Source organism: Kitasatospora sp. NBC_00070 (assembly GCF_045041205.1).
Lineage (GTDB): Bacteria > Actinomycetota > Actinomycetes > Streptomycetales > Streptomycetaceae > Kitasatospora.
Genome location: NZ_CP108247.1, coordinates 1807645 through 1827324, shown reverse-complemented (window position 1 = coordinate 1827324; position 19680 = coordinate 1807645). Strand labels below are relative to the sequence as shown.

The 19680-nt window shown below is 71.5% G+C and carries 10 protein-coding genes and 1 tRNA gene; 8 read left to right on the top strand and 3 right to left on the bottom strand.

Features of this window, described 5'->3' with window-relative positions:
• Window positions 1-74 precede the first annotated feature (74 nt).
• Complete coding sequence (locus OHV05_RS08460; RefSeq protein WP_405017099.1) at window positions 75-3095, top strand: bifunctional [glutamine synthetase] adenylyltransferase/[glutamine synthetase]-adenylyl-L-tyrosine phosphorylase; 3021 nt, start codon at window positions 75-77, stop codon at window positions 3093-3095.
• Window positions 3096-3321: 226 nt separating this feature from the next.
• Here OHV05_RS08460 and OHV05_RS08455 read toward each other — a convergent pair whose 3' ends face one another.
• Complete coding sequence (locus tag OHV05_RS08455) at window positions 3322-4272, bottom strand: phosphatase PAP2 family protein (protein WP_405017098.1); 951 nt, start codon at window positions 4270-4272, stop codon at window positions 3322-3324.
• 289 nt (window positions 4273-4561) lie between these two features.
• Here OHV05_RS08455 and pulA point away from each other — a divergent pair, with 289 nt between their 5' ends.
• The 4 genes from pulA (at window position 4562) to OHV05_RS08435 (ending at window position 14802) form a co-directional block, all read left to right on the top strand.
• Window positions 4562-10093: a pullulanase-type alpha-1,6-glucosidase gene (pulA, locus tag OHV05_RS08450; protein WP_405017097.1), complete on the top strand. Its 5532-nt coding sequence runs from the start codon at window positions 4562-4564 to the stop codon at window positions 10091-10093.
• Between the two features lie 508 nt (window positions 10094-10601).
• Window positions 10602-12929, top strand: a complete 2328-nt coding sequence (locus OHV05_RS08445) for a M4 family metallopeptidase (RefSeq protein WP_405017096.1) — start codon at window positions 10602-10604, stop codon at window positions 12927-12929.
• Window positions 12930-13159: 230 nt separating this feature from the next.
• The gene (locus tag OHV05_RS08440; RefSeq protein WP_405017095.1) at window positions 13160-14467 is read left to right on the top strand and encodes an ammonium transporter; all 1308 of its coding nucleotides are present in this window, start codon (window positions 13160-13162) and stop codon (window positions 14465-14467) included.
• The gene (locus OHV05_RS08435; RefSeq protein ID WP_405017094.1) at window positions 14464-14802 is read left to right on the top strand and encodes a P-II family nitrogen regulator; all 339 of its coding nucleotides are present in this window, start codon (window positions 14464-14466) and stop codon (window positions 14800-14802) included. Before OHV05_RS08440 ends, OHV05_RS08435 begins: the two co-directional genes overlap by 4 nt.
• Before the next feature lie 15 nt (window positions 14803-14817).
• Here OHV05_RS08435 and OHV05_RS08430 read toward each other — a convergent pair whose 3' ends face one another.
• Together OHV05_RS08430 and OHV05_RS08425 are read right to left on the bottom strand one after the other, a co-directional pair.
• Window positions 14818-15516, bottom strand: a complete 699-nt coding sequence (locus tag OHV05_RS08430; protein WP_405017093.1) for a hypothetical protein — start codon at window positions 15514-15516, stop codon at window positions 14818-14820.
• A gap of 246 nt (window positions 15517-15762) precedes the next feature.
• Window positions 15763-16413: a TNT domain-containing protein gene (locus tag OHV05_RS08425; RefSeq protein WP_405017092.1), complete on the bottom strand. Its 651-nt coding sequence runs from the start codon at window positions 16411-16413 to the stop codon at window positions 15763-15765.
• Between the two features lie 368 nt (window positions 16414-16781).
• On the opposite strand from OHV05_RS08425, the gene OHV05_RS08420 reads away from it, so the two are divergent.
• The 3 genes from OHV05_RS08420 to OHV05_RS08410 all read left to right on the top strand — a co-directional run bounded on the left by OHV05_RS08420 (window position 16782) and on the right by OHV05_RS08410 (window position 19663).
• Entirely contained in the window at window positions 16782-18848 is a 2067-nt protein-coding gene (locus OHV05_RS08420) for a carbohydrate binding domain-containing protein (protein WP_405017091.1), read from the top strand.
• A 165-nt stretch (window positions 18849-19013) separates the two neighbouring features.
• Window positions 19014-19235 carry a hypothetical protein gene (locus OHV05_RS08415; protein WP_405017090.1) on the top strand — a complete coding sequence of 74 codons (222 nt, stop codon included), beginning with the start codon at window positions 19014-19016 and terminating at the stop codon, window positions 19233-19235.
• 333 nt (window positions 19236-19568) lie between these two features.
• A tRNA-Tyr gene (locus tag OHV05_RS08410) sits at window positions 19569-19663 on the top strand.
• The last annotated feature ends 17 nt before the right edge of the window (window positions 19664-19680 follow it).

Here is a 19680-nt window from a genome sequence, read left to right as displayed (position 1 = left end):
GACGTCGGCCGAGGCAGCCGGCCCTCGCACACGTACGCTCGTACCGAACAGCTGTCAGCGGCAGAGAGGCGACCGTGGTGGCGGAGCGGAGCAGTCGGCTGGAGATACGCCTGGTGCGGCGCGGGTTCTCCGACCCGCAGGCCGCCGTGGGGTTGCTCGACGAGCCCTGGTTGCACGGGCTGGCCGACGACCCGGTGCTGCTGGACGCACTCGGCGCGACCGCCGACCCGGACCTCGCGCTGCTCGGCCTGGGCCGGCTGCTGGAAGCCCTCGACCCGGCCGAACGGCACACCCTGCGGGACACCCTGACGAGCTCCAAACCGCTCCGGGACCGGCTGCTCTCGGTGCTCGGCGCCTCCACCGCGCTCGGCGACCACCTGGCCAGGCACCCCCGGGACTGGCACGCCCTGGTCACCTTCGAGCTCCGGGACATCCACCCCGGCACCGAGGACTTCCGGCGCGAACTGCACCGCCGGATGGGCACCGCGGGCACCGACCGGGCGGACGCGCTGCGGATCGCCTACCGGCGCTGCCTGCTGACCATCGCCGCCCGCGACCTGAGCGGCACCACCGACCTGCCGCAGACCGCCGCCGAACTGGCCGACCTGGCCGGCGCCACCCTGCAGACCGCGCTGGAGATCGCCGCCGAGGAGGACCCGGAGGCGGCCGGCCGGTGCCGGCTCGCGGTGATCGGCATGGGCAAGTGCGGCGGCCGCGAGCTCAACTACGTCTCCGACGTGGACGTGATCTTCGTCGCCGAGCCGCGCGAGGGCGTCGAGGAGCTCCAGGCGGTGCAGGCCGCCACCCGGTTGGCCGCCCGGATGATGCGGCTCTGCTCGGACACCACCGGCGAGGGCACCATCTGGCCGGTGGACGCCAACCTGCGCCCGGAGGGCCGGAACGGGCCGCTGGTCCGCACCCTGGCCAGCCACCTGGCGTACTACCAGCGCTGGGCCAAGACCTGGGAGTTCCAGGCCCTGCTGAAGGCCCGTCCGGTGGCGGGCGACGCCGAGCTCGGCGCTGCGTACGCCGAGGCCACCGGCGCACTGGTCTGGCAGGCCGCCGAGCGGGACAACTTCGTCGCCGACGTCCAGCAGATGCGCCGCCGGGTGGTGGACGCGATCCCCGTCACCGAACTGGACCGGCAGCTCAAGCTCGGCCCCGGCGGGCTGCGGGACGTCGAGTTCGCGGTGCAGCTGCTGCAGTTGGTGCACGGCCGGACCGACGCCCGGCTGCACAGCCCCACCACCCTGGCCGCCCTGGCGGCGCTCAGCGCCGGCGGCTACGTCGGCCGGGCCGACGCGGCCTCGCTGGACGCCGCGTACCGGTTCCTGCGCGCGATGGAGCACCGCATCCAGCTGCACCGGCTGCGCCGGACCCACCTGATGCCCACCGATCCGGCCGACCTGCGCCGGCTGGCCCGTTCACTGGCCGCCCAGATCAACGACACCGGCCTGTCCGGACAAGGGGGCCGGGCCGACCCGGTCGCCGCGCTCCAGCGGGAGTGGAAGCGGCACGCCGTGGAGGTCCGGCGACTGCACGAGAAGCTGTTCTACCGCCCGCTGCTGGACGCCGTGGCCGAGTTGCCGACCGGCGCGATCGGGCTCTCCACCCAGGCGGCCAAGGCCCGGCTGGAGGCGCTCGGCTACGCCGACCCGGCGGCCGCGCTGCGCCACCTGACCGCGCTGGCCTCCGGGGTGAGCCGGAAGGCCGCGATCCAGCGCACCCTGCTGCCGGTGCTGCTCGGCTGGTTCGCCGACTCGGCCGACCCGGACGCCGGCCTGCTGAACTTCCGGCAGGTCTCCGACGCGCTCGGCCGTACCCCCTGGTACCTGCGGCTGCTGCGGGACGAGAGCGCGGCCGCCGAACAGCTGGCCCGGGTGCTCTCGGCCGGCCGGCTGGCCCCGGACCTGCTGCTCCGGGCCCCCGAGGCGGTGGCCATGCTCGGTGACCCGCAGGGCCTGCTGCCACGGGGGCGGGTCGCGCTGACCCAGGAGATCCGGTCCGCCGTCGGCCGGGCCGGCTCGGCGGCCGCCGGGGTCGCGGCCGCCCGTGGGGTCCGCCGCCGGGAGCTGTTCCGGACCTCCGCCGCCGACGTGCTGGGCCGGTTCGGCGAGGAGCCGGGCGCCGCCGTGGACGCGGCGGCCGAGGCGCTGACCGCCCTGAACGCCGCCACCCTGGAAGGCGCGCTGCTGGCCTGCGTGACCGAGTGGGAGGCGGCCAACGGCGAGCTGCCGACCCGGCTCGCGGTGATCGCGATGGGCCGCTTCGGCGGGCACGAGATGGGCTACGGCTCGGACGCGGACGTCCTCTTCGTGCACGAGCCGCTGCTCGGCGTGCTGGACCACGACGCCGCCAAGGCCGCGTACGAGGTCTGCAACCGCTTGCGGACGCTGCTGGCCTCGCCGTCCACCGAACCCCCGCTCCTGGTCGACGCCGACCTCCGGCCGGAGGGCCGGCAGGGCCCGCTGGCGCGGACGCTCGGCTCGTACGAGGCGTACTACCGGCGCTGGTCGCACGTCTGGGAGTCCCAGGCGCTGCTGCGGGCCGAACCGGTGGCCGGCGACCCCGAGCTGGGCGAGCGGTTCCGGGCCCTGATCGACCCGCTGCGCTACCCCGGGGCCGGGGTGCCCACCCAGGACCTGCTGGAGATCCGCCGGATCAAGGCCCGGATCGAGGCCGAGCGCCTGCCCCGGGGGGCCGACCCGACCACCCACACCAAGATCGGCCGGGGCGGCCTGGCGGACGTGGAGTGGACGGTGCAGCTGCTCCAGCTGCAGCACGGGCACCGGGTGCCCGGCCTGCGGACCACCCGGACCAGGGCCGCCCTCGCGGCGGCGGTCGAGGCGGGGCTGGTCGAGGGGGAGGACGCGGCGGTGCTGGACGCGGCGTGGGTGCTGGCCTCGCGGGTGCGCAGCGCGGTGATGCTGGTCCGGGGCCGGGCGGGGGACAGCTTCCCCTCCGAGGCCCGCGAACTGGCCGGGGTGGCCCGCTACCTCGGCTACGGCTCGGGCCACACCGGCGAGCTGGTCGACGAGTACCGGCGCACCACGCGCCGGGCCCGCGCCGTGGTGGAGGAGCTCTTCTACGGCTGAAACCCTTTGGCAGGTGCTCCAGTGCTACGGCCCAGGTGCTCGGGGCTCTGCTGTTGTGCGGCTCCGCCGCGTGGGCGACGCCAGCCCTTGCAAGGTGATCGTTGCGTAAATGGGCAGGGACTTTCGCAGTGACCCGAGCGCCAGATCTCCTCGCCCGCGCGGCGGAGCCGCAAGTCAGCAGAGCCCCGAGCCCCTGGATAGTGCAACCTGAGCGCCTGCGAAACGGCTAGTGGTCGACCTTGGTGAGGGACCACTCGTCGGGGACGGTGAGGTCGCGTTCGGGGCTGGTGCGGGTGCGGGGGAGCCGGTAGACCCAGACGTGGTAGACCACGCGGGCCGCCGCGAAGCCGAGGGCCAGGCAGAGTGCGCCGCCGACCGCGTCCATCCAGAAGTGGTTGGCGGTGGAGACGATCACCAGCAGGGTGAGGGCGGGGTAGAGCAGCCCCAGGACCCGGACCCAGGGTGCGCGGGCCAGGAAGAAGATGGTCAGCCCGCACCAGAGCGACCAGCCGATGTGCATCGAGGGCATCGCCGCGTACTGGTTGGAGACGTTGGCCGCCGCGCCGGAGGCCATCGAGCCCCAGGTGTCGTGCACCTTGACGGTGTCGATGAAGCCACCGCCGGTCATCAGGCGGGGCGGGGCCAGCGGGTAGAAGTAGAAACCGACCAGGGCGAGACCGGTGGTGACGAAGAGCACGGTGCGGGCCGCCGCGTAGCGGCCGGGGTGGGAGCGGTAGAGCCAGACCAGCACGCCTATGGTCACGATGAAGTGCAGCGTGGCGTAGTAGTAGTTCATCCCGACGATCAGCCAGGTGACCGAGTCGACCGCGTGGTTGACGCCGTGCTCGACCGCGATGCCGAGGTGCTGTTCGAGGTCCCAGATCCAGCTCGCGTGCCGCTGGGCGATCACGTCCTGCTCGGGCACCGCGTTGCGGACCAGCGAGTACAGCCAGTAACTGACCCCGATCAGGGCGAGCTCGAACCACAGTCTGGGGCGGGCCGGGGTACGGCGCTGCGCGCGGATGCGGCCGCGCACGGCGGCGCCGGTGGACTGGGCGGCGCGGGTGGCTCCGTCCGGCCGACGGCCCGTACGGCCTTCGCCCTGGACGGAACCGGCCTGCGCCGCTGCCTGGCCGTCGGTGGCACTGGCTGCGGACTGCTCGGTCGATTCCCCCATGGGCGAGAAGTCTGCCAGACGGCTCGTGGCCGTCTGCTCATCCTGCGGTAGTGGATTCTTCACCGCCTGTCCCCCTTCCGGGGTACTGGACTGGGTACCGGGGTCTGACATGGGGTCCATTGTGACTCGTTCGGGGGCGGCCGGTCGACGCGACCCCCGGCTCGGCGGCGGGCAGGCAACGGTTCGGTCAAGACCATGCCCGCAATCTTTTCTGCATCTTGCTGAAACATTTTGCAGCCGCTAGCGTCCAGCCACCCAACGACGACCAGCCGCCTCAAGGGAGCCCGCAGTGGCCGAAGCCCAGCCCCGCCGCCCACGGAGCACGACGCCCTACCGACGTCCCGGCCGGACGGCCGTACTGATCGCCGCGTCGCTGCTGGCCACCGGGCTGGGGGCCGCCCCGCTGGCGATGGCCGCGGCGCCGGCCGGGCCGCCCTCGGACAAGGCGATGGCCGGGTCGGCCGACCGGCACGACCTGACCAGGGAGCAGTTCTACTTCGTGCTGCCGGACCGGTTCGCCAACGGTGACCCGAAGAACGACACCGGCGGTCTGACCGGCACCCGGCTGGAGACCGGGCTCGACCCGGCGGACAAGGGCTTCTACCACGGTGGCGACCTGCAGGGTCTGATCGACAGGCTGGACTACGTCCAGGGCCTGGGCACCACCGCGATCTGGATGGCCCCGCTGTTCAAGAACCGCCCGGTGCAGGGCACCGGCGCGGACGCCTCGGCCGGCTACCACGGCTACTGGATCACCGACTTCACCCAGGTCGACCCGCACTTCGGCACCAACGCGCAGCTCAAGGAGCTGATCGCGAAGGCGCACAAGAAGGGCATCAAGGTCTTCTTCGACGTCATCACCAACCACACGGCGGACGTGGTCGACTTCACCGAGGGGAAGTACGACTACCGCTCGGCCGGTGCCTACCCGACGCTGGACGCCGACGGGAACCCGGTGGACGAGACCGCCGTCGCCGACGCGGCCGCCCAGTGGCCGAAGATCGGCGCGGACTCGTTCCCCTACACGCCGTCCTTCCGCAGCGAGGCGGACAGGAAGGCCAAGACCCCGTCCTGGCTGAACGACCCTGCGCTCTACCACAACCGGGGCAACTCGACCTTCGTCGGCGAGTCCGCCACCGAGGGCGACTTCTCCGGGCTGGACGACCTGGACACCCAGAACCCCCGGGTGGTCGAGGGCATGAAGCAGATCTACCAGACCTGGGTGAAGGAGAGCGGGGTCGACGGCTTCCGGATCGACACCGTCAAGCACGTCAACATGGCCTTCTGGTCCCAGTGGGCCCCCGCGCTCAAGAGCTACGCCGCCGAGCGGGGCAACAAGGACTTCTTCATGTTCGGCGAGGTCTACTCCGGCGACCCCTCGGTCACCGCGCCGTACGTGACCAAGGGGAAGCTGCAGGCCACCCTGGACTTCGCGTTCCAGGAGAGCGCCCGCAAGTACGTCTCGCAGGGCGGCTCGGCCAAGGGGCTGGCCGAGCTGTACGCCCAGGACTTCCGCTACACCACGGCCGACACCAACGCGTACGAGCTGCCGACCTTCCTCGGCAACCACGACATGGGCCGGTTCGGCAGCTTCCTGCAGGGCGACAACCCGGGGGCGTCGGCCGAGCAGCTGCTGCAGAAGGACCGGTTCGCCAACGAGCTGATGTTCCTGACCCGGGGTCAGCCGGTGGTCTACTACGGCGACGAGCAGGGCTTCACCGGCGCGGGGGGTGACAAGGACGCCCGGCACGACATGTTCGCCTCGAAGACCGGCTCCTACAACCAGGACACCGTGATCGGCGGCAGCAAGGGCTCCGCCGACCGGTACGGCCAGGGCGGCGCGCTGTACCAGGGGATCAGCACGCTGGCCGCGCTCCGCAAGGCGCACCCGGCGCTGGCCGACGGCGCACAGATCGAGCGGTACGCGGCGGACGGCGCGGGCGTGTACGCGTTCTCCCGGATCGACGCCGGGCAGCAGGTCGAGTACCTGGTCGCGGTCAACAACTCGGCCGAGCCGAAGACCGTCACGCTGGACACCTTCTCGGCGGGCATGGAGTTCAGGCAGCTCTACCCGAGCGCCGGGGCGAAGGCCACCAGCGGTGCCGACCGCAAGGTCACCGTGACGGTGCCCGCGTACTCCTCGGTGGTGCACCAGGCGGCCGGGAAGCTCGCCAAGCCGGCCGCCGCACCCCAACTCGCCCTGAAGGCACCGGACAACGGCTCGACCGGCACCGTCACGATCGGCGCCGAGGTGCCCGGCGGTGGCTTCAACCGGGTCTCGTTCGCCGCGCAGGTCGGCAACGGCCCCTGGCAGCAGCTCGGTTCGGCCGACAACGGGACGTACCAGGTCACCCAGGACCTGACCGGGGTCGCGCCCGGCACGGTGGTCCGCTACAAGGCGGTGGTCAAGGACTCCGGCGGCAACCTCCGCTCCGCCACCGGGAGTTTCACCACCGGCACCCCCGCTCCCAAGCCCGTGCCGAGCGCCACCTCGCGCCCGTACGCGGTCGTGCACTACCAGCGGAAGAACGCCGACTACGACGGCTGGAACATGTACGCCTGGGGCGACCTGGCCGACGGCGAGTCCACCCCCTGGCCGGACGGGCACGGCTTCACCGGCCGGGACGCCTACGGGGCCTTCGCCTACGTGAAGTTGAAGAGCGGCGCGGCCGACGTCGGCTTCGTGGTCGAGAAGGGCGGAAGCAAGGACGGCGAGGCCGACCGGCACATCGACCTGGGGGCCACCGGCGAGGTCTGGGTCAAGGAGGGCGACCCGAACGTCCACACCAGGAACCCGGACCCGGCCGTCCCGGTGCCCGCCGACACGGCGGTGATCCACTACTACCGGGCGGACGGCAAGTACGACGGCTGGGGCCTGCACGACTGGACCGGCGCGGCCACCCCGACCGACTGGGGCAACCCGCTGCGGCCGGCCCGGAAGGACTCCTACGGCGCGGTCTTCGAGGTGCCGCTGGCAGCCGGGGCGACCAGCCTGAGCTACATCCTGCACAACGGCAACGACAAGGACCTGCCGAACGACCAGTCGCTGGACTTCGCCACCAGCGGCCGGGAGATCTGGATCATCGGCGGCCAGGAGGGCCACCTGCTGCCGCAGGCGGCGGGCAGCTCCGCGCAGCTCGACCTCTCCTCGGCCCGGGCCCAGTGGATCGACGCGAGGACGGTGCTGGTTCCGGCCAACTACGGTGCGGGGGACAGCGCGTTGGCGGGCGGCACCAGCGCCCAGCTGATCTACGACGCCGACGGCGGCCTCACCGTCGACAAGGGTGTGCTGACCAAGCCGGGCCGGTGGATCCGGCTCAACCCGGGCACCCTGACGGACGCCCAGAAGGCCAAGTACCCGCACCTGGCGGGTTACCGCGCCTTCACGGTGGACGGCCGGGACGCCGGGCGGATCGGCAAGGCGCTGCGCAGCCAGCTGATCTTCGCCGAGCACCTGCCGAGCGGCGCCACGCTGGCCGCCACCGGCGTGCAGACACCCGGGGTGCTGGACGACCTGTACGCGGCCAAGGCCGCGAAGGCCCAACTCGGCCCGGTCTACCGGAAGTCCGACGGCTGGGGCTGGTGGGGCGGTGGCCGCGAGGTGACCCTCTCGCTCTGGGCGCCGACCGCCACCGAGGTCTCGGTGCAGCTCTTCGACCGGGCCACCGGGGGCACGGCGCGGACGGTGCCGCTGCGCCGGGACGAGGCGACCGGTGTCTGGTCGCTGACCAGGGACGCCGACGAACTGGACGGCAAGTACTACCTGTACCAGGTCAAGGTCTGGGCGCCGAGCGTCCGGCAGAACGTCACCAACGTGGTCACCGACCCGTACTCGGTGGCGCTCTCGGCGGACTCCAAGCGCAGCCTGGTGGCCGATCTGACCGACCGTGACACCAAGCCGCGTGGCTGGGACGCGCACCGGTCGCCGCAGGCGGTGCCGCCGAGCCGGCAGCAGATCCAGGAGCTGCACGTCCGGGACTTCTCCTCGGCCGACGCCACCGTGCCGGCCGCCGAGCGGGGCACCTACCGGGCGTTCACCGAGTCGAAGTCGGCCGGCATGCAGCACCTGCGGGGACTGGCCAAGGCCGGGGTGACCACCATCCACCTGCTGCCGACCTTCGACATCGCCACCGTCCGGGAGAACCGGGCCGACCAGAAGCTGCCCGCCTGCGACCTGAACTCCCTTGCGGCGGACAGCGAGCAGCAGCAGGAGTGCGTGGCGGCGGTGCAGGCCGAGGACGCGTACAACTGGGGCTACGACCCGCTGCACTACACCGTCCCGGAGGGCTCGTACGCCACCGAGGCGAACGGGACGGCGCGGACCGTGCAGTTCCGCGAGATGGTGCAGGCGATGCACGAGGCGGGCCTGCGGGTGGTGCTGGACGTGGTCTACAACCACACCGCGGCGGCCGGCCAGGCCGAGCACTCGGTGCTCGACAAGGTGGTGCCCGGCTACTACCAACGGCTCAGCGACGCGGGCGCGGTGACCACCGACAGCTGCTGCGCGGACACCGCGCCGGAGCACGCGATGATGAACAAGCTGGTGGTCGACTCGGTGCTGACCTGGGCGAAGGAGTACCGGGTCGACGGCTTCCGGTTCGACCTGATGGGCTTGGACCCGAAGCAGACCATGCTGGACGTCCGGTCGGCGCTGAGCGGGCTCGGCAAGGAGCGGGACGGGGTGGAGGGGAAGGACGTCTTCCTCTACGGCGAGGGCTGGAACTTCGGCGTGGTGGCCAACAACTCCCGTTTCGTGCAGGCGAGTCAGCTCGAAATGGCGGGTACCGGGATCGCCACCTTCAACGACCGGGTGCGGGACGCCGCCCGGGGCGGCAACTTCATGCTGAGCTCGGCGCCCCAGCAGGGCTTCGCCTCGGGTCTGTACACCGACCCCAACGGATCGGCGGCGAACGGCACTTCGGCCGAGCAGCGGGCCCGGTTGCTGCACCAGATGGACCAGATCAAGGTCGGCCTGACCGGCAACCTGGCCGGTTTCGCGTTCACCGACAGCAGCGGAAAGCCCGTCACCGGCGCGGGAGTCGACTACAACGGCGCCCCGACCGGCTACGCGGCCGAGCCCGGCGAGGCGGTCGAGTACGTCGACGCGCACGACAACGCCGACCTGTTCGACGCGCTGGCCTACAAGCTGCCGACCACGACCACCCCGGCGGACCGGGCCCGGATGCAGGCGCTCGGGCTCTCGCTGACCGCGCTGAGCCAGGGGCCCGGCTTCGCGCAGGCGGGCAGTGACCTGCTGCGTTCCAAGTCGCTGGACGCCAACTCGTTCGACTCGGGCGACTGGTTCAACGCGATCCAGTGGGACTGCACCCAGGGCAACGGCTGGGGCCGGGGCCTGCCGATGGCGGCCGACAACAAGGAGCTGTGGCCGACCGCCAAGTCCCTGCTGGCCGACCCCCGGCTGACCGTGGGCTGCAACGAGATCCAGGCCACCGGCGCGCAGTTCCGGCAGTTCCTGCGGATCAAGCAGTCCTCGCCGCTGTTCGCGCTGAGCAGCGCGAAGGAGGTGCAGCAGCGGCTGTCCTTCCCGCTCTCGGGCACCGCGGCCGAGACGCCCGGGGTGATCACCCTGCACCTGGACGGCACCGGGCTGCGGGGGGCCGAGAAGGGCCTCACCGTGGTGTTCAACGCCACCCCGACCGCCCAGCAGCAGACCCTGGCCGGCCTGAAGGACACCCGTCAGTCACTGCACCAGGTGCAGGCGCAGGGCGCCGATCCGGTGGTCAAGAGCGCCTCCTTCACAGCCTCCACCGGTACCTTCACGGTTCCCGCTCGTACGGTGGCGGTGTTCGTACAGGGCTAGTTGGCCGAAAACAGTCGCCCGGCGGCTTCCGGTGGTGACACCGGAGCCCCGGGCGGCGCTGTTTCCGGAAGCCCTCCGGAGGGGGTGCGAACAGCCGACCGACCGTCCGGCCGGGGGTGGATCGGCGCACTGTTCAGCACCGATGGGGCGGATGCGAAGCGCGAGCGGCAACATGACAACCATCGCCAGATGGACCCTACCGACCGACCGGTCCGACACTTCGTCAGGTCGCGGGTGCCTGGGGCGGATATCGGCCAAACCGTGGCATGCATCTGTCATTCATCACTCGTTTGCTGCCACGATTCCCCCGGCTGCAGACGAGCCGGGCCCCAATACCCCCCGCTGCAGCAGTTCCAGCGCAGGCAAGGCGCTACCAAAGCACCACTCCTTTGTACGCACCGACCTGGGCCGCGCACCAGTGGCCCGGGGCCCCCGCTGTGCCGCAACCCCGCGGCCAGGTTCTCTCCACCGTTCGTGAACCCCGCGACCGGTCGGAAAAGGAGTCCGCATGTCCCGCTACACCCATGCCCGGGTGACGTTGGCCGCCCTCGCGGCCACCACCGCACTGGTGGTGACCGCACTGCCCACCATGGCGCAGGCGGCCCCCCAGGCCCCCGCGCCGGTCAGCCAGGCGGCTGCCGGCAAGGCTCAGCTGCTGTCCGACGCGGGCCAGAAGAGCGCCGGGTTGGCCCAGTCGCTCGGCCTGTCCGGCCAGGAGAAGCTGGTCCCGAAGGACGTCGTGGTCGACGCCGACGGTTCCCGCCACCTGCGCTACGAGCGCACCTACGGCGGCCTCCCGGTGCTCGGCGGCGACCTGGTGGTCCACCAGACCGCGGGTGGCGTCACCAAGGGCCTGGACCGGGCCAGTTCGGCCTCGCTGGCCGGCGTCTCCACCACCCCGGCACTGGCCGCCCCGAAGGCGCAGGCCGCCGCGCTCGCCGCCGCCCAGGGCAGCAGCCTGGACACCGCGCCGCGGCTGGTCGTCTGGACCGCGAGCAACACGCCGACGCTGGCCTGGGAGACCGTGGTCTCGGGCGTCGAGGCGGACGGCACCCCGGCCCGCACCCACATCGTGACGGACGCTCAGTCCGGCGCCGTGCTGGGCAAGTTCGAGGGTATCCAGAAGGGCACCGGCCAGGGCGTCTTCGTCGGCAACGTCACCATCGGCACCTCGCTGTCGGGCTCGACGTACCAGATGAAGGACACCGCCCGCGGCGGGCAGTACACCACCAACCTGAACAACGGGACCTCCGGCAACGGCACCCTGTTCACCAAGGCCACCGACGCCTGGGGCAACGGCCTGGCCAGCAACAAGGAGTCGGCCGCGGTCGACGCGCACTACGGCGCCGGGGCGACCTGGGACTACTACAAGAACACCTTCGGCCGCAGTGGCATCCGCAACGACGGTGTCGGCGCGTTCAGCCGGGTCCACTACGGCAGCAACTACGTCAACGCCTTCTGGGACGACACCTGCTTCTGCATGACCTACGGTGACGGCTCGGGCAACAACGCCCCGCTGACCGCGCTGGACGTGGCCGGCCACGAGATGACCCACGGCGTCACCTCGAACACCGCCAACCTGAACTACTCGGGTGAGTCCGGCGGTCTGAACGAGGCCACCTCGGACATCTTCGGCACCATGGTCGAGTGGTCCGCCAACCTCGCCGCCGACCCGGGTGACTACCTGATCGGCGAGGAGATCAACATCAACGGGGACGGCACGCCGCTCCGTTACATGGACAAGCCCTCCAAGGACGGCGCGTCCAAGGACTCCTGGTACTCCGGCATCGGCAACGTGGACGTCCACTACTCCTCGGGCCCGGCCAACCACTTCTTCTACCTGCTCTCCGAGGGCAGCGGCGCCAAGGTCATCGGCGGCGTGAGCTACAACAGCCCGACGGTGAACAACATCGCCGTCACCGGCATCGGCCGGGACAAGGCCGCCGCGATCTGGTACCGCGCGCTGACCGTCTACATGACCTCCACCACCAACTACGCCCAGGCCCGGACCGCCACCGAGAACGCGGCCAAGGACCTGTACGGCGCGGGCTCGGCCGAGCTCACCGCGGTCGGCACCGCGTGGGCCGGCGTCGCGGTCGGCACCGTGCCGAACCCGGGTGGCGTCACCGTGACCAGCCCGGGCAACCAGACCACCAAGATCAACACGGCGGTCAGCCTGCAGATCGCGGCCACCGGTGGCACCGCCCCGGTGACCTTCACCGCCACCGGCCTGCCGGCCGGCCTCTCGATCAGCTCCTCGGGCCTGATCACCGGCACCCCGACCGCGCTCGGCACCTCGAACGTGACCGTGACCGCCAAGGACGCCGCCAACAAGACCGGCACGGCCAGCTTCACCTGGACCGTCAACAACGTCACCGGTACCTGCACCCCGGCGCAGTTGCTCGGTAACGCGGGCTTCGAGTCCGGTGCGACCACCTGGACCCAGACCTCCGGTGTGATCGACAACGGCACCAGCAAGCCCGCCCGCACCGGCTCGTACAAGGCCTGGCTGAACGGTTACGGCTCCGCCCACACCGACAGCATCACCCAGACCGTCTCCATCCCGACCGGCTGCAAGGCGACCCTCGGGTTCTACCTGCGGATCGACACCGCCGAGACCGGCACCACCCAGTACGACAAGCTCACCGTCACGGTGAACGGCACCGCGCTGAAGACGTACTCCAACGTGGACGCGATCAGCAGCTACACCCTGCGCACCTTCGACCTCTCGGCCTACGCCGGCCAGAGCGTCACCGTCAAGTTCAACGGCGTCGAGGACTCCTCCCTCGCCACCAGCTTCCTGATCGACGACACCTCGATCAACACCACCAGCTGACCCCCGGTCGGTAACCACACTCCGGACCCCGGCTGCCGCGAGCAGCCGGGGTCCGGCCACGTCCTGCGACGTAGGAGCGCAGGGCCGTCCGTGTGAGCTGTCCGAAACCGCCGCGCAACACGAAACGCGGCCGAAACACGGGCGTCCGCAACCGGTAATCCGTGCCGTCCAGACTCCCTCCCACCAGCGCACACACCCCACCCACGGTGCGCGGTTCGGGAAGGCTCCACATGCTCCTCGCTGACACCACCGCCGGGCTCGACACCGGCGACACGGCCTGGCTGCTGGCCAGCACCGCGCTGGTCCTGCTGATGACCCCGGGGCTGGCGCTGTTCTACGGCGGCATGGTCCGCACCAAGAGCGCGCTCAACATGATCATGATGAGCTTCGTCTCGATCGCGGTGGTCACCGTGGTCTGGCTGCTCGCCGGGTACACCCTCGCCTTCGGCCCCGACCTCGGCGGACTCGGTCTGATCGGCGGGCTCGACCACCTCGGGATGACCGGCATCACGCCTGCCTCGCTGACCGGCCGGGTGCCCACCCTGCTGTTCGCCACCTTCCAGCTGACCTTCGCGATCATCACCGCCGCACTGATCAGCGGCGCGGTCGCGGACCGGGCCAGGTTCGGCGCCTGGGTCGCCTTCACGGCGGTCTGGACCCTGCTGGTCTACGTCCCGGTCGCGCACTGGGTGTTCGCCCCGGACGGCTGGATCCTGTCCCGGCTGGGCGCGCTGGACTTCGCCGGCGGTCTGGTGGTCGAGGTCAACTGCGGGGCCAGCGGCCTGGCCCTGGCCCTGGTGCTCGGCCCCCGGCTCGGCTTCCGGAAGGAGGCCATGCGCCCGCACAACCTGCCGCTGGTGCTGCTCGGCGCCGGCCTGCTCTGGTTCGGCTGGTTCGGCTTCAACGCGGGCTCCGCGATGGGCGCCAACGGCACCGCCGCCGCCGTGCTGCTGAACACCCAGGCGGCCGGCTGCACCGGCCTGCTCGGCTGGCTGCTGGTGGAGAAGCGCCGCGACGGCCACGCCACCACGCTGGGCGCCGCCTCCGGCGCGGTGGCCGGACTGGTCGCGATCACCCCGTCCTGCGGCAGCGTCGACCTGCTCGGCGCCCTGGTGATCGGCCTGGTGGCCGGGGTGGTCTGCTGCTACGCGGTCAGCTGGAAGTTCCGGTTCGGCTATGACGACTCGTTGGACGTGGTCGGCGTGCACCTGGTCGCCGGGGTGATCGGCACGGTGCTGATCGGCGTCTTCGCCTCCGCCGTGATGACGGGCGGCGCCACCGGTCTGCTGCACGGCGGATTCACCCAGATCGGCAAGCAGTTGCTCGCGGTGCTGGTGGTGGGCGCCTACGCGTTCTGCGCCTCGTACGGGATCGGCAAGCTGATCGACCGGGTGATGGGTTTCCGCGCCTCGGCCGAGCACGAACAGACCGGCCTGGACCTCGCCGTGCACGCCGAGACCGCGTACGATCACGGCGTCCTGGGCCACGGCAGCGCCGCGTCCCACGCTCCCACTGCTGTGAAGGCCCCCGTCGCATGAAGCTGATCACCGCCGTCGTCAAGCCGTTCAAGCTGGACGAGGTCAAGAACGCGCTGCAGGCGCACGGGGTGCACGGACTGACCGTCACCGAGGCCAGTGGGTACGGCCGTCAGCACGGTCACACCGAGGTCTACCGGGGTGCCGAGTACCGGATCGACCTGGTGCCCAAGGTCCGGATCGAGGTCGTGGTCGAGGACGAGGAGGCCGAGGTGGTGGTCGGCGCCATCGTCGAGGCGGCCCGGACCGGGAAGATCGGCGACGGCAAGGTCTGGGTGGTGCCGGTGGACAGCATCGTCCGCGTCCGGACCGGGGAGCGTGGCCCGGACGCGGTCTGAGGATCCGTCAGGCGGTCAGTGCTCGATCCGGCTGGTCCGGTCGGCCAGGGCCTGACCGGTGTCGAGGGTGCTCTGCGGCACCTCCAGCTGCCAGTGCGGGTCGGTCACCATCGCCTCCAGCCTGTCGAGGCCGATCGGCGGTACCAGCCGGGTCTTCGTGATCGGCTCGCTGGTCGTGCCGGTGCCCGCCGTGATCCGGAGCACCACGCCGTCCGGCCGCCGCACGTGCACGTTGAAGCTGTACAGGCCGCTCGCGCCGGTGGCGGTCACGACGCTCTCCAGCTGCCCGCCGTCCGGGAGCACCCGGGTGGTGCAGCTCGCCGGGAGCGCCCCCGGGGGCCGGGGGGTGTCGCCTTCGGTGGGCACGTCGGGGCAGCCGAAGGCGGGCGGCGACCGCGAGTCCGGCTGGATGCTCACGCTGACGGTCGAGGCGCCGTGACCGTCGTCGTACTCCACGTAGAGGTGGGTGGCATGGTCGGACATCGGCTTGCCGTCGAACCGGTCGTTCTCGAAGTTGGCGAACCCGCCGCCTGCCGGGAGCATCGCGGCCAGCGTCCCGAACATGGCCTCCGAGGTCACCTTGAACAACGGCTCGGTGGGGCCGGGGCTGGGGGACGGGGTGGGGCTCGGGGACGGTGCGGCGGAGGCCGACGCGGTGTCGGCAGCCACCGCCAGGGTGTGGCTCGCGCCGCCGGGCGCGGGCCACTGCACCACCGCCGTGGTGGCTGCCGGCGCCGCGACGGTCAGGGCGTCACCGGCCGTCCGCAGGCGGCGGTGCAGCCGCCTGCGGACGGCCGAGGCGGTGGCTCTCGGCCACCAGGACGGCCACCGGCGGGTCGATCGTCCTGCTCGACGTCACCCCTATCGACGCTCCGACCGCCGCCGAGGTATCACGTCGATTCGGAAATCGTGACGGCCGACCCCCGGGCGGGGATCGGCCGTCGCGGTGGTGAGGGGTCGTCAGGCGCGGGCCAGGTAGCCGTTGTCGATCAGCCAGAGGACGTTCAGCAGGGCCGGTGCGCCGGGGACGTGTCGGGCGTCCAACTGGAACTGCCAGCCGTAGCCGGGCTGGCCGAACCACGGGGCGATCGGGCCCGCGTCGACGGTGAACGGCTTGGTGACCTTGTACACGTGGTAGTTGCAGGGGGCGGCGGGGTCGCTGTCCAGGCTCTGCGGGGGGATCGCGCGGGTGGCGTACGGGAGGCCCTCGGGGGCCAGGTAGGAGCCGTACTCGCTGCCGTAGCGGTCGATCCGCTGACCGGCCCCCAGGGTCTGCTGGATCTCCAGCGGGGTGCCGTCGGGGGCGGTGACGTAACCGTCGGCGGGCGGGTAGCGCCAGGAGCCGGCCGTGGCGTCGTAGTACGTGTCGAGGAAGGCCTGCTCGGTGAGGGTGCCGGTGCGCGAGTAGCCCCAGAGCTGACGGCCGACCGGGCCGGTGCGGGGGAGCTGCTCGGGGCCCAGGCGCTTGTCGCCGTGGAAGTCCTCGGTGGAGCACTCGGCGGAGTGCGCCCCGAGGGCGGCGGGGGCGGCGGTCGCGGTGTCGACCAGCACGGTGCCGGTGAGCAGGGTGGCGGTCATGCCGATGGCGGCCAGGGTCTGACGGATCCTCATACGGGGTGGCTCCACGGGTGATCGGTCGGATACGGAACGTGATCATCGAACCGGTGGCGCCGGTCCCGCGTCAACCGGAACGCGCGGATGTGGCCGAGAGGCGGCCAGGGTGACCGATCCGTTGCCTCGGCGAGTCTTGACGGGGGGTCGGGGCGGCCGTAGGTTCAGCGCGTTGCAAGTTTCCAGCAAGTTTCAAATGTCTTGCAGAAACGAAACACCCCACGCTGACGGTGCATCACCGGCGCGTCCCCGGAACGGGATCGGCACCCCACCCCACCCCGCCGTCCCGGCTCCGCCCCACCCCTGCCGTGCCCACCCGCGCCCACGCGGGTGAACCCAGGCTGCCCACCCAGCCCCCTGGAGACATCGTGGTCACCACCTCCCCCCGCCGCCGCGCGGTCGGCGCCGCCGCCGCCTCGGCCGCCCTCGCGCTCTCGATCGGCACGGGGCTCTCGCTCGCGCCGACCGCCCAGGCCACCCCGCCGGGCAGCAAGGACGTCACCGCCACGCTCTTCGAGTGGCGCTTCGACTCCGTCGCCAAGGCCTGCACCGACACCCTCGGCCCGAAGGGCTACGGCTTCGTCGAGGTCTCACCGCCCCAGGAGCACATCCAGGGCGCCCAGTGGTGGACCTCCTACCAGCCCGTCAGCTACCAGATCGCCGGACGGCTCGGCGACCGGGCCGCGTTCCGGAACATGACCACCACCTGCCACGCGGCGGGCGTCAAGGTGATCGCCGACTCGGTGGTCAACCACATGTCGGCCGGCTCCGGCACCGGGACCGGCGGCACCGCCTACACCAAGTACAACTACCCGGGCTACTACCAGGACCAGGACTTCCACTCCTGCCGCTCGGCGATCAGCAACTACGCCGACCGCGCCAACGTGCAGAACTGCGAGCTGGTCAACCTCTCCGACCTCAACACCGGCTCCACGTACGTCCAGCAGACCATCGCCAACTACCTGAGCGACCTGCTCTCGCTCGGCGCGGACGGCTTCCGGATCGACGCCGCCAAGCACATGGCCGCCACCGACCTGGCGGGCATCAAGGCGAAGATGAGCAACCCGAACGCCTACTGGGTGAGCGAGGTCATCTACGGGGCGGGTGAGCCGGTCCAGCCCTCGGAGTACACCGGCGTCGGCGACGTGGACGAGTTCCGCTCGGCGACCTGGCTCAAGAGCGCCTTCAACGGCGGGAAGCTGTCCGACCTGGGCACCTGGGGCAGCGGCCTGCTGGGCAGCTCGCAGGCCCGCACCTTCGTCGACAACTGGGACACCGAGCGCAACGGCTCGACCCTCAGCTACAAGAACGGCTCCGCCTACACGCTGGCCAACGTCTTCCTGCTGGCCCACCCGTACGGCTCGCCGAACGTCTACTCCGGCTACGCCTTCGACAGCAACGACGCCGGCCCGCCGAACGGCGGCACCGTCAACTCCTGCTACAGCGACGGCTGGAACTGCACGCACGCCTGGCGACCGGTGGCCAACATGGTCGGCTTCCGGAACGCGGTGAGCGGCACCGGCATCACCAACTGGTGGTCCAACGGCAACAACGCGATCGGCTTCGGCCGGGGCGACAAGGGCTACGTGGCGATCAACCGGGAGAGCGGTGCGGTCACCCAGACCTTCCAGACCGCGCTCCCGGCCGGTGTCTACTGCGACGTCGAGCACGGCGACTTCGCGGCGGGCAGCTGCTCCGGCGTCACCTACACGGTCGGCTCGGACGGGAAGTTCACCGCCACCGTCGGTGCGGGCGACTCGGTCGCGCTGCACGTCAACGCCAAGGGCGGCAGTACGGCCACCCCGACCCCGACGCCGACCGGCGGCAACTCGGCCACCGTCTTCTACAGCACCGGCAAGAACTGGGCCGCCTACAACCTGCACTACGCACCGACCGGCGGAACCTGGACCACCGCCCCCGGAGTGGCGATGGCCGCCGCCTGCACCGGCTGGGTGAAGAAGACCGTCGCGCTCGGCGGTGCGAACGGCCTGGCCGCCACCTTCAACAACGGCTCCGGCACCTGGGACAACAACAACAGCGCCAACTACGCGTTGGGCAGCGGGAACGTCACGGTCAAGGACGGCGTGGTCGGCAGCGGCGACCCGTGCGCCACGGCCACCGCGAGCCCGACCGCCAGCGCCGTCTCCGGTGCCTCGTTCGCGGTGAACGCCACCACGGCGACCGGGCAGAACGTCTACCTGGTCGGCAGCAACGCGGCGTTGGGCGGCTGGGACACCGGCAAGGCGCTGGCGCTCTCCTCGGCGGGCTACCCCGTCTGGAAGCTCGACGTCGCACTGGCCGCCGGCACCGCGTTCGAGTACAAGTACGTCCGCAAGGACGCCGCCGGCGCGGTGACCTGGGAGAGCGGGGCCAACCGGACCGCCACCGTCCCGGCGAGCGGGCAGGTCACGCTGAACGACACCTGGCGGAGCTGAGCACCCCGGAGCGCTGATCCGCCGTCAGGACCGGCCGGTCGTGCCCGCCCCCGGCGTACGGGAGAGGGAACGACCGGTCACGGCCGTCGGGGCGAAACCGCCCGTTCGAGTGATGGGTCCCGTGGCGCGCGCCACGGGACCCGGGCGCCACGGGACCATCGGCGGATGGGCAACACCTCCACCATCCTCGATCTCCAGCTCCACGGCGGCCGTTGGGACGGCCACCACAAGCGCGTCAGGTCCGTGGCGCCGCCGCCGTCCCTGCGGATGGCGCTCCGGGCCGACCTGCCGGTGATCGAGGTGGGGGAGTACTGGCCGACCACCAGCGTCTACCGCCTGGCGGTGGAGGGCCCGGTTCCGCACTACCGGCACTGGGGCGACGAGTAGGACCGACCGCCTTGCTGGTGACCGAAGTTGAACCAGTACACCGCCCAGCAGTTGACCCTTACCCGGCTGAACCAGACCTTCCGTACTTCCTCGACAAGCCCACCGCCGCCGATGTGATGGCCTGCTCCGGTGCCCTGGCCCGGAGCGCCAGAGCTCGGTGAAGATCCTCCCCGACAGCAACCCGCCGAGCCGCCTCACCATCGGAATCGGCTGGTGAGCCGCGCGGCGCACCGCTGAGTCCGACGTCCGGTCAGGCCGCAGTCAGAGCGCGGTCAGGCCGGGCGGGCACAGTGGTGTCACGCCGAAGGGGCAACGCACCGCCCCGGAGGCTTGGGAGAGGTGCCCGGAGTGGCTGATCGGGTGCCTGGCCGGTAACGGTCGAGCAGGACCTCTCGGGGTCCGCGCAGGTTCGAATCCTGCCCTCTCCGCCGACCGAATGCCGCGA

Excerpts from the sequence above, each read along its gene's own strand:
- OHV05_RS08455 (WP_405017098.1), bottom strand. The coding sequence starts at position 4,272 with ATGGGGGAATCGACCGAGCAGTCCGCAGCCAGTGCCACCGACGGCCAG.
- OHV05_RS08445 (WP_405017096.1), top strand. The coding sequence starts at position 10,602 with ATGTCCCGCTACACCCATGCCCGGGTGACGTTGGCCGCCCTCGCGGCC.
- OHV05_RS08440 (WP_405017095.1), top strand. The coding sequence starts at position 13,160 with ATGCTCCTCGCTGACACCACCGCCGGGCTCGACACCGGCGACACGGCC.
- OHV05_RS08435 (WP_405017094.1), top strand. The coding sequence starts at position 14,464 with ATGAAGCTGATCACCGCCGTCGTCAAGCCGTTCAAGCTGGACGAGGTC.
- OHV05_RS08425 (WP_405017092.1), bottom strand. The coding sequence starts at position 16,413 with ATGAGGATCCGTCAGACCCTGGCCGCCATCGGCATGACCGCCACCCTG.
- OHV05_RS08415 (WP_405017090.1), top strand. The coding sequence starts at position 19,014 with ATGGGCAACACCTCCACCATCCTCGATCTCCAGCTCCACGGCGGCCGT.